This is a genomic window from Streptomyces roseolus (genome assembly GCF_014649855.1).
GTDB lineage: Bacteria > Actinomycetota > Actinomycetes > Streptomycetales > Streptomycetaceae > Streptomyces > Streptomyces roseolus.
The window spans coordinates 203,965-214,437 of sequence record NZ_BMTV01000011.1 but is presented as its reverse complement, the minus strand read 5'-3'; the positions used below and the strand labels follow the sequence as shown (position 1 = coordinate 214,437).

The 10,473-nt window shown below is 71.6% G+C and carries 10 protein-coding genes and 2 pseudogenes; 5 read left to right on the top strand and 7 right to left on the bottom strand.

The features are described 5' to 3' along the window. Positions 1–281 precede the first annotated feature (281 nt). The gene (locus IE245_RS15975; protein WP_189947869.1) at positions 282–863 is read left to right on the top strand and encodes a lipocalin family protein; all 582 of its coding nucleotides are present in this window, start codon (positions 282–284) and stop codon (positions 861–863) included. Positions 864–902: 39 nt separating this feature from the next. Here the strand turns inward: IE245_RS15975 and IE245_RS15970 are convergent, their stop codons facing one another. Further along, a complete protein-coding gene (locus IE245_RS15970; RefSeq protein ID WP_189947867.1) occupies positions 903–1,157 on the bottom strand; it encodes a DUF6479 family protein in 255 nt (84 codons plus the stop codon). Between the two features lie 218 nt (positions 1,158–1,375). On the opposite strand from IE245_RS15970, the gene IE245_RS15965 reads away from it, so the two are divergent. Then, positions 1,376–2,419, top strand: coding sequence for a LacI family DNA-binding transcriptional regulator (locus IE245_RS15965; RefSeq protein WP_189947865.1), 1,044 nt, complete (start codon positions 1,376–1,378; stop codon positions 2,417–2,419). Here IE245_RS15965 and IE245_RS15960 read toward each other — a convergent pair. The 4 genes and pseudogenes from IE245_RS15960 to IE245_RS15945 all read right to left on the bottom strand — a co-directional run. Then, positions 2,403–3,113 carry a sulfite exporter TauE/SafE family protein gene (locus IE245_RS15960; protein ID WP_189947863.1) on the bottom strand — a complete coding sequence of 237 codons (711 nt, stop codon included), beginning with the start codon at positions 3,111–3,113 and terminating at the stop codon, positions 2,403–2,405. The two genes, IE245_RS15965 and IE245_RS15960, sit on opposite strands and share 17 nt — an antisense overlap. Beyond that, on the bottom strand, positions 3,110–4,522 hold the full coding sequence (locus tag IE245_RS15955; protein WP_189947861.1) for an amidohydrolase family protein: 1,413 nt from the start codon (positions 4,520–4,522) through the stop codon (positions 3,110–3,112). Before IE245_RS15955 ends, IE245_RS15960 begins: the two co-directional genes overlap by 4 nt. Next, complete coding sequence (locus IE245_RS15950; RefSeq protein ID WP_189947903.1) at positions 4,519–5,811, bottom strand: uracil-xanthine permease family protein; 1,293 nt, start codon at positions 5,809–5,811, stop codon at positions 4,519–4,521. Before IE245_RS15950 ends, IE245_RS15955 begins: the two co-directional genes overlap by 4 nt. Positions 5,812–6,365: 554 nt before the next feature. Further along, positions 6,366–6,896 (bottom strand): annotated as a pseudogene (locus IE245_RS15945) (transposase); the annotation flags it as partial. 272 nt (positions 6,897–7,168) lie between these two features. Between IE245_RS15945 and IE245_RS15940 the strand changes: the two are divergent. Beyond that, on the top strand, positions 7,169–7,366 hold the full coding sequence (locus IE245_RS15940) for a hypothetical protein (RefSeq protein WP_189947859.1): 198 nt from the start codon (positions 7,169–7,171) through the stop codon (positions 7,364–7,366). Between the two features lie 628 nt (positions 7,367–7,994). On the opposite strand, the pseudogene IE245_RS36990 reads toward IE245_RS15940, so the two are convergent. Together IE245_RS36990 and IE245_RS15925 are read right to left on the bottom strand one after the other, a co-directional pair. Then, a pseudogene (locus IE245_RS36990) lies at positions 7,995–8,905 on the bottom strand (IS701 family transposase); the annotation flags it as partial. A gap of 167 nt (positions 8,906–9,072) precedes the next feature. After that, positions 9,073–9,423, bottom strand: a complete 351-nt coding sequence (locus tag IE245_RS15925; protein WP_189947855.1) for a DoxX family protein — start codon at positions 9,421–9,423, stop codon at positions 9,073–9,075. 96 nt (positions 9,424–9,519) lie between these two features. Between IE245_RS15925 and IE245_RS15920 the strand changes: the two genes are divergently transcribed. Then, complete coding sequence (locus IE245_RS15920; protein WP_189947853.1) at positions 9,520–9,951, top strand: winged helix-turn-helix transcriptional regulator; 432 nt, start codon at positions 9,520–9,522, stop codon at positions 9,949–9,951. Beyond that, positions 9,948–10,473: transposase family protein (locus tag IE245_RS15915; RefSeq protein WP_373305334.1), on the top strand; the 526-nt coding region annotated here is incomplete at its 3' end. The genes IE245_RS15920 and IE245_RS15915, both read left to right, overlap by 4 nt.

Sequence of the window (10,473 nt, the reverse complement as noted above, 5' to 3'; positions counted from 1 at the left end):
GTCCGGGCCCTCGGGGCCGCCGAAGGAGAGCAGCAGCAGGGCGTCGTACGGGGCGGGATCGTGCTGATCGGACATGGGGCGCATCCTCGGGATGGGGCGGACGGATCAGTTCCGTACTTCTCTCTCCGGCCCGTTCGGGATGCGCTCCGCCCCGAACGGGCCAGGTGATCGACCGCACGTGCTCCCGTGCCACAGCGTGCGTCCGACAGCACGCTCGGTACCGAAGCCCTGTGACCCGACACCTTCGAGGAGCCTTCGGCGATGGGTCGACTCCCCCCGCCGTGGCGCGCGTCTCCGCCGTCCTTCCCACGACCGCGCTCACCGCCGTGGCGCTCGCACCCGCCGCGTCGGCCGACCAGGCCGGACCGGTGCCCGCCGTCCGTTCCGTGGATCTCGCCCGGTACGGCGGGACCTGGTACCGACCGGCCGCGGTTCCCCGGCTGTTCGAGATCCAGTGCGCCAAGGACGTCAAGGCCGTGTACGACCCCACCGCGCCGGGTGCCGTCGGGGTGACGAACAGTTGTGTGACCTGGCTCGGCACCACGAGCACGATCTCCGGCGAGGCCCTCCCCCTCGACGCCACCCACGCCCGCCCCGACGTCTCCTTCCCTCCCCGGCAGGGGGGTCACCGCCACGGGGCCGAGGCCAACCACACCGTGGCCGGTCTCGGCGCCGCGTACGAGCGGGCGCTGGTGACCGACGAGGGACGCACCTCCGGTTTCGTGCTCTCCCGCACCCTCCGGCTCGACCCGGCCCGCACGGCAGACGTCCTGGACGCGGTCCGGCGCGCCGGGCTCGACCCGGCGGACTTCCGCACGACCCGTCAGGACGGCGGAGACCCCGGCCGGTGCCTGACGCCCTGAGCGACGCCGGGCCGCCGCTTCCCGGCGGCCCGGCCCGCCTCAGTCCTCGGCGGCGGTGACGCGCTCCGTCCGTCCCCACAGCTGGTAGGGGCGGAGCCGCCGCGTGCGGTCGAGATGGGGAACGGCCACGGCGCGACGGAACTCCGAGACCTCTCCCGGCAGACGATCGGTCGCGGGGCGGCGGGGCTGCTCGTGCGGAAGGGGCGGGGGCGTCGTCCCCCGTTGCACACGGAAGCCGAGGACGAACCCGGCCAGGAGCACGGTGACGACGATCAGTCCGATGAGGATGTGCATGGTGACCTCCGGGGAGGGAACGGACCATCACTCGCTCTACGCCGTCACCCCGGCCTTCGGATGCGCGGACCCGCCTCGTCACACGGCCGGCCGCACCCGGCGCCCGCGGGGACGCCCCCGCCCCGTTGTTCGGCCGCGACACCCGGTGGGCACGGGCCCCGCCCATCGGCGAGGATAGGGGCGCCATCTGTCCCCGAGCGTGTGAGGAACGACGCCAGATGCCCATGTCCGGGGCCGGCTCCAGACCACCGACGATCGCCGACGTCGCCCGTGTCGCCGGTGTCTCGCGCACCACGGTGTCGCACGCGCTCAACGGGATCGGCAAGGTCGACCCCCGTACCCGGGAGCGGATCAAGCAGGTGGCCGCCGACCTGGGCTACCGGCCCAATCTGCGGGCGCAGCGACTGCGCCGCGGCCGGGCCCAGGCCATCGCGCTCGCCTCGTCCATGCCGGTCGCGGTGGCCGCGGGGCCCTCCCGGCTCGGCTTCTACATGGAGATCGCCGCCGCCGCCGCCGAGAGCGCCCTGCTGCACGGGTACGCGCTCGTGCTCGTACCGCCCGTCGGGTCCGGCTCGGGCCTGCACTCCGTCGACATCGACGGAGCCATCGTCGTGGAGCCGGACGTGAACGACGCGGCGGTCGCCGACCTGAAGGAACGGGGCCTGCCGTACGTGGCGCTCGGCAGGCCCGTATCGCCTGTCGAGCAGGCCCCCCACGTCGACCTGCGCGGCGAACGCGTCGCCGAGATCCTGCTGGCCCACCTGCGCGAACAGGGCGCCGAACGGCCCGCGCTGATCATCGGATCCGGGGAACGGCACGCGGCGGTCGACGCACGCGCCGCGTACGAGCGCCTCTGTGCCCGGTACGGCTGGACGCCGGTCGTGGCGACCGCACCCGAGGCGGGCGGCGAGGAGGCCGGCTACCGGTGCTGCGCCGATCTGCTCGCCCGGCATCCCGGGACCGACGCCGTGTGCGCCCTCGTGGACGCCTTCGCCGTCGGCGCGGTCCGGGCGATCGAGGACAGCGGTCGCGCCGTACCCGACGACGTCATGGTCGTCACCCGTTACGACGGTCTGCGCGCCCGCACCTGCGAGCCGCCGCTCACGGCCGTCGACCTCCGTCTGGACCGGGCGGCGTCCGACGCGGTGGAACTCCTGCTCGGACGGCTGAGCGGCGACGTGACCACCGACGCGGTGGTCACATCGCCCGAGCCCCGGGTCGTCCCGCGTGCCTCGTCGCTGCGCCTCACACCCCGAGCATGAGGACGGCACCCGAGACCAGGGCGAACCCCAGCACGAAGAGACGCATCCTCGACGCGTTCATCCGGTGGCGCACCAGGCGGCTCGACCACACGCCGACGGCGATCGCCGGCAGCAGCGCGAGCGCCCACCCCAGGTCCCCCGGATGTCCCTTCCCCGTGGCGAACAGCAAGGCCAGCGAGGCGAGTTCGCCGACGAGGAAGCAGACGGCGACGGTCGACCGCAGCTCGGCCGGCGGCCGGTGCTGGTAGACGAGCGCGAGCGGCGGCCCCCCGACACCGGTGGCCGTCTCCGTCAGACCGGTCACCGCGCCCGCGCCGAGGTAGGCGACCCGGCCGGGAGCGAACGCGGGCGCGGCGAGACTCACCACCGCCGCGAGGACGGTGGCGACCCCCACGAAGAGACCGAGGCTGCGTTCCGGGATCAGCCAGAGCAGCGCGAGGCCGGCGGGGGTGGTGGCGAGCCGGGCGGCGGTGATCCACCCGGCTCCCCGCCAGTCGAGCGAGGCCCGTTCGCGCCAGGCGACGTACGCGTTGAGCGGGATCATCGCCGCCAGCACGAACACGGGCAGCAGACCGGGCGCCAGGATCCCCGCCACGGGAGCGACGATCAGGGCGAACCCGAGGCCGCTGCTGCCCTGCACGAAGGCGGCGACGGCGACGGTGAGGGCGAGGACGGCCAGCGTGCCGGTGCTCACGGCGCGGTGCTCCTCGTCCGTGCCGCCGTGGAGGTGGGGTGCGTCCGCGTGACGGGCGCGCGTTCCACCGTCGTCCGGGCCAGTTCGGCCGCCCGGCGGACGAGCGCGGGACCGTCCCAGGCCGTGGGCAGGCCCCGCCACAGGCGCAGCCGGCCGCCGACGAACACGGCGGTGATCTGGTCCCGGTTGCCGCGTCGCACCAGTTCCCAGGGCAGGTCCCAGGAGAGCGCCAGCTCGGGATTGGCGACGTCGACGAGGAGGAAGTCAGCCGCCAGGCCCTCGGCGACGGTGCCGGTCCGCGCCCGCAGGCCGACGGCGTCGGCGCCGCCACGGGTGGCGTGCTCCAGCCAGGTCCAGCCGGCGCCGCACGAGGAGTCGCCGCTGGCCAGGCCGTACGCGATCCGCTGGGCGAACTCGGCCGCGTCGGCCAGCCGGAACCCGTCGCCGCGGGTGCCGTCGGTGCCGAGGCCGAAGCGGATGCCGCGCTCGGCCATGGCCAGGGCGGGAGCGACGGCGTTGCCCTTCCAGGCGCTGGCCACCGGGTTGTAGCTGACGGCGGTCCCGGTGTCGGCGAGCAGGGTCAGCTCGCGGGGGGTGAGCAGGGTGGCGTGCGCGGCGAGCAGGTGGGGGCCGAGCACCCCCAGGTCGTGGAGGTGTTCCAGCGGGCGCAGGCCGTGCCGGAGCAGGGACCGTTCGACACCGGCCAGGTGCTCGTTGACATGGATCTGTACGGTGGCTCCCGCCTCCGCGGCGAGCCCGGCGATCTGCCGCAGGGTCGCGGACCGCGCCGCCTCCGGTACGGAGACGGCCAGGGAGCCGTGGACGAGCGGGTCGCCCTCGTACCGGGCGAGATGCTTCTCCGCACGGTCGAGGACCGCGGGGTCGGCGTCCTCGGAGCGGTCGTCGGTGAGGTCGTCGGCATCGTTGCAGACGAGGCCGAGCACGCAGCGGATCCCCGCGTCGCGGGCGGCGGAGGCGATGACGTCGACGTCCACGCCGGCGCGGGTACCCGCGTCCGCGACGGTCGTGAAACCGCCGCGCAGCGCCTCCAGGGCCGCCAACTTGGCCGCCACGTAAGCCGATTCCTCGTCCAGAGCCTCCTCCAGCGGCACCCAGACCCGCCGGAAGATCTCCGAGGGCTCCCCGAAGGCGAGCGCGGAACCGAAGCTCTGGGTGAGGTGGTGGTGGGCGTCGATGAAACCGGGCATCAGGAGGTGACCGGGCAGTCGCACGCCCTCCAGGTGCGGATGGGCGCGCCGGAGCTCCTCCGCGGGCCCGACGGCACGGAACGCGCCGTCGGCGACGACCACCGCCCAGCCGGGCGCGGGCCCTTCGGGCAGCAGCACGGCGTCCGGTTCGATGAGGAAGGGGCCGGTCCTGTCGAGGAGTTCGAGGGTGTTGTGGTTCATCGTTCGCTTTCCGTACGGCTGGTGGCCAGCCGGGCGGCGATGCCCGGCCTGACGTGGTGGAAGAGGACGTTCAGGACGGCGGCGACGAACGCGCCGACGGCGACGCCGCTTTCGAGGAGGATGCGGAGGTTCGGCGGGAACCCCGCGTACACGCCCGGGATGAGGATGGGCAGGAGTCCGAGGGCGAGGGCGACCGCGCAGACGAAGGTGTGGGTGTGCCGGTCGAGGTCGGAGCGGCCGAGCATCTGCACCCCGAGCACGGTGATGACCGCGAAGACGACCATGGCGGTGCCTCCGACGACCGCCGACGGGATGACGCTGATCGCCCGGGTGACGGGGGCGAGGAAGCCGATGGCGATGAGGACCACGCCGGCCGCGGCGGTGACGTAGCGGCTGCGCACGCCGGTGACCCGGACGATGCCGATGTTCTCGCCGCTGGTCACCATCAGCGGCAGACCGAAGCATCCGCCGAGGAGCGAGGTGAGCGCGTCACCTCGGACGGTCGCCGGTACGGCGGTGCGCCGGTCGATGTCCTTGCCGACCGCCTCGGCGTTGATGACGGTCTGGCCGGTGGCCTCGGCCATCGAGGCGAGGCTGTAGAGCATCAGCGGCAGCGCGGCCAGGAGGTTGAACTGGGGCGAACCGAAGGGCATCGCCTCCGGCAGGCTGACCAGGCCTCCCTCGACGGCGCTGCCGAGGTCCATGCGGCCGAGCAGGGCGGCCAGCGTGGTGCCGGCCAACAGTCCGAGCATGACGGCAAGTTGCCGCAGGACACCGGTGAACAGCAGGTAGAAGACGACGGTGAACCCGATCGTCGCCATGCCCAGGACGAGGTTGGTGGTGTCGGCGAAGCCGGGGCTGCCGGGGCGCCCGGTGACGAGGACCGCGCCGACCTTCACCAGGTTGACGCCGACGATGACGATCATGGTGCCGATGACGAGGGCCGGGAAGAAGGCCAGCAGGCGGGAGAAGACGGGCAGCACGAGGAAGTAGAAGGCCGCGGTGAGGATCACCGCGCCGGTGGCCGTGCGCAGGCCGTGCTGTTCGGCGATGGCCAGGAAGAGGATGAGCGGTGCGCCGCCGGGCAGCATGACGAACGGCAGCCGGGGCCCGAACTTCCACGGCCCGAGCGACTGGATCAGGGATCCGATCCCGGAGAGCACGAACGCCGCGGAGAGCAGCTTGACCGTCAGTCCGTCGTCGAGGCGGAGGGTGGCGCTCATCAGGAAGATCGCCGAGATCGGCGTCGCGGCCATGACGAGGACGTGCTGGATCCCGAAGAGCAGGATGCGGCCCAGGGGCCGGGACTCGTCGACGGGGTGGACGGCCGGGGGGTCGGTGGACTCCGGCGCCGGTGGCTGTTCCGTACCGGAAAGGGTCTGGCGGGGACTGGACACGTTCGAGCTCCGTTCGGCGTTCGACACGTTCTGGTTCAGCCGCGATCCGGCCCTGGACGGGGAGCCAAAGCGATGTGGCCAAATCGATTTGGCCGTCAGTATGTGAGGCGGCGCGTGGGGCGTCAAGGGGTGCGGGCCGGCGGTGCCGCCCGCCCGGTCCGACCTGACGATGCCTCAGGAGTGGCGACGAAATCCGCACCTCGGGCAGCCTCTGGCCATCGATTCGTACGTTACCGAGGGGTTCTGCTTCAAAAAACGCGGCCCCATACCTTGCGTGATGACGGGTCCGCCGGGAAGGATCTGTCTCCGGCCCGGGCCGTTCGCCCCGCGGCCCCCTCATTCCTCCATGTCTGGACGCTTGACGCCTCGGCAATTGCCGAGTGGGGTGACTGGACCTGAAGCTGTTCGACACGACGAACGGCGTGGCCGAGACCGAAGCCGATGTGCACGACTCCTCGGAGCTGGGCGGCGGTGACCGCGGTCGCGTCGTCCGCCGGGCCGAGCCGGACCGCGTCCAGGACCGCAGTCCAGGACGCGGCGCCCGGCTCCAGAACGGCCACGAAGGAGTAGGGCCGGTCCGGAACGAACTGCGACGCCGTCTTCGTCCGGCCGTGGACGCGGCAGAACAGGCGTTCCGCCGGGCACGGTGCGTCCGAGCGAAGCCACGACGGCCCGTCGACCGTCAGGACCAGGCGCCCACCGTCGAAGCGCGGCAGCGGCGGGCCGGCCGGCGCCGTCCTCGGCCGGCCGGTGTCGATCCGACCGTGGTGCAGGCCGCTGTACATCGCTCCGTGCCCACGACGACGCTCGGGCAACGGGCTCAAGTCCACCGGTGACTTCACCACGCCGTCCGCACACAGCGCCGCGTCCGCCCACCCGAACAGCGCATCACGCCAAGTGGTCAGACACCCGTAGAACTCGCCCCGGAAGCGTGACGCTTCCGCGAACGCTTTCCTCCGGACAGCATCAGGCGGCAGACTCGCCCTCACGGCCTTCGTCCCGGTCACGTGCACCTTGGGCGGAGCACATGATCAGACGAAGGCCGTTCCGGCGTCCGGTGATCGCCAGGCGTACGATCAAGATCGACGACCGTTCGAAGTCCACAGGGGACGCGATGTCAGAGATCGCTCAGTGGCTCAAGGACTGGCATGCCGCACATGAACACGAGCTGCGCTCTCGTGGGATCAGTTCTGCAGTGAAGCGGCCCGTCCCAGGAATCCCGTCCCGAGGACGGCCGAAGGCCGCGGCAGTGAGCCTCACGCTGGAATCGGACGAGCGCATGGGGAAGGTGTTCCTCTGGGAACCGGTTGCCGCTTCGCTGCTCTTCATCGACTCCGGAACCGAGCGCACCTGGCAGGACGACGCGGTGCTCAATTCCGAGAGCGGCCTGCCGCAGATCCTGGCGCCCCTCGTGAAGCTGGTCGAAGCGGCTGCCGGCGGTAGGTGAGGAACAAGGTGGGCGAATGGACCGAACGCGCCGGTCGACGGCTTCCGCGGCCCTGCTCGGACCGATTCGCTGCTGCCCGTTTCGGATGCCGCCGAGGAGATGGCATACGTCTGCTACGTCCTCGACGAGAACCCCCTGAGTTTCTGATCAATAGTCGCACCATGCTCAAGGAACCACCGGGGGCGGCAAGACGATCTGATGAGGAGCAGCGGCAGCTCCCACCGTGCCGTTCCTTCTTGAACCGGTCGGGTCCCCGCGCGTGGCTTGCAAGGCAGAGTTGCTGGACCTGCCGGGAGGCATCTGCCGAGCCGACCAGTGGCCCTCTGCCGCCGAGACAGGGCTGGACCGCAAGCCCGACGCGAGCTACCGGCGGCGACCCTGCTGGGAGGCGGCAGCAAGGACAGCTGTGTACGCGGGCCGGTCAGTCATTGAGGGCGTCGCCTCCTCCGTACGGCCAGAAGAAGCGCCGCCTGCTCGGAAGCTGTTGCAGGAGAAGGACTGCGTCTCGCCGTTCCCGGAGCCATGAGCGGCTATTACGGGACAAGCCTGACGAGCTCGTGCACGGTAAGCGGTGAGACGTCGAGGGCTTCGGTGCGACCGGTGCTCACCCCTGTCGACGGGGGTCCAGGTCCGCTGTCCAGCGGCGGTCGGCCACCTTGACCAGTGCGGTCAGGGGGACGGGGCGGGGTGAGTAGCAGCAGGAGCAGGCGAGTTCGCCGGTGCGTCGGTTGCGTCGCACGAGCAGCCACGAATGTCCCGAGGTGCCGCTCGGGCTGGTGATCTCGACCTGGGCCCGGTCATAGGCGGTGGCCCTTGGCTCCGGCTGCCGCTGACAGCCGCTGCCGGGCTTTCTTCGGCAGGCCGTGGGCCAGCACGCCGGCCGGGAAGTCGCCCGCGTGGGCGGGGACGGGCCGTTTGCGCGAGATGGCCAGGGCGTGGCCGATCTGACGCTGTTCCAGGTCGGCGCTCTGGTGCGGGTCGCCGCCGTAGACCTCATCACCGGTGGCCCACCTGGCCTGGACTCTGGTGTGCAGGGCCTGGGCGATCCTCTCGGTGGCCAGGGCGGGCTTGGTCGCGGACCTCAGGCCGTCGGGGATGCCGACCGAGCGGCACCGCCGCGGGTCCTGGGTCCAGGACCGTGGGGTGTAGAGGCGGCGGGCCCGGCCGCACTCGCGTAGCCGAGGTAGACGGCGACCTGGGAGTTCCCGATCCGGCCCGCGGTTCCGGTGTACTGGCGCTGGACCCCGACGCTCGCGGTGCCCTTCTTCGGGTCCCCGGTCGCGTCGACGACCAGTACGCCGTCCTCGTCGCCGAGGTGCTCGGCTACGAAGTCCCGTATGTCGTCACGAACTCGGTCGGCATCCCAGCGGGCCCGGCTGAGCAGGTGCCGCATGCCGGCCGGGCCGGCGTCACCGGCGAGCTCGGTGATCGTCCAGCAGTTCTTCCTTGGCAGGTCCGCGAGCAGCCCCGGCACGAACGCCCTTGCTCGGCGGCGGGGTTCCCCCCCCGGGCGAACCGGCCCGCCACCTCGCCCCTCAGGCCCTCGAACACCGATTGCCGCCGAGCAGGATCCACGCTGTGGCCCACGACCACCGGCTGATCTTCGTTTGTCGACACAACTCACGGTGATCGACGGTGGCCGTCCTCGTCGGAGACCGACCTCACTCAGCACGATCAAGGGCCGGCGTCGGACCGGCTGTCCGCTGTCAGAGGGTGGCGGCACGCAGCACGATCAGGGCGACGGAGGCCATGGTGAGGACCACCGCCGGAGACGCGCCCTTGCGGTCGCCGACGCGCAGGTGGAAGGCGACCGCCCCAGCGAAATAAAGCGTCAGGCCGATCGCGGCGACGATTCCGACGGGACCCCACCAGAGTCCGGCGATCACGCCGGCCGCGCCCGCGAACTGAGCACCGATCAGGAAAGCCATCATGCTCTGCGGCACTCCGAGGGTGGACATCTGCTCGGTGATGTGCAGCGTGCGCAGAGACTTGGCCCCGGCCGATACCAGGAGAAGCACCGACATGGACACGGTGACGACGGCAAGGGAGACGAACATGGCTTAAACCTCAATCGTGCGAGATGCGAGTAAAGGGGCGTGCGCACCTCGACGACGATAGGCGGCCATCAGGTACCTCCAGGTAACCTTCGGAGCATGAGCCCGCGATCCGGAATCGCCTTCCTCGCCGACTGTCCCGCTCTCCTGGCCATGGAGATCATCGCCAGCAAGTGGTCCATGGTCACGCTCTTCGCGCTGACCGACGGCCCGTTGCGCCACGGCGAGCTGGTCGAGCTGAGCGGTGGCATTTCGCGCAAGGTACTGACCCAGACGTTGCGCCGGCTCCAGGCCAACGGGCTCGTCGAGCGGCACGCGTACGCCGAGGCGCCGCCGCGCGTGGAGTACGGCCTGACCGATCTCGGGCGAACCCTGGAGGAGCCCATCAGGATGCTCACCGCATGGGCGCGGGAGAACGGCGAGGCGGTCGTCACCTTCCGGGAGGCAGCCGAGGCGGCCAGGACCGTCGAGGCGGATCGGGCGACCCCGGGGAAGACCCCTCATGCCGACGAGGACCCGAGCCGTTTCTGATCAATGGAAGAGGCTGGACCTGTAGACCCTGCCGTCGTCGGCTCGGCACCCGATGGCGGCGCCTGAGTGCTGGGCGGCAGGCCCTGCTCGCTCTCGCTCATCTCCGCAACGGTCATCCGTACGCCCAGCTCGTGGCCGGGTTCGGGATCGGTACCACCACCGCCTGCCACTACATCACCGAGGCCGTCGACGTTCTCGCCGCCCTAGCCCCGAGCCTCGTCGATGCGGTCCGGGCGGCGTCGGCGAAGGCGTTCGTCCTGCTGGACGGGGCGCTGCTGCCGATCGACCGCGTCGTCGACCGGCCGTTCTGCTCGGGCCGACACAAGAAGCACGGGACGAACGTGCAAGCCGTCGCCGATCCGTTCGGCCGGTTGCTGTGGGCGTCCCCCGCTCTGCCCGGGGCCGTCCACGACGTCCGTGCGGCCCGCGAGCACGGTGTCATCGACGCTCTCGCACGGGCCGGCACCGTCTCTTTCCAAGGGTGTGCCCGTGTCGGACATGGCCGAGTGGCTGGGGCACCGC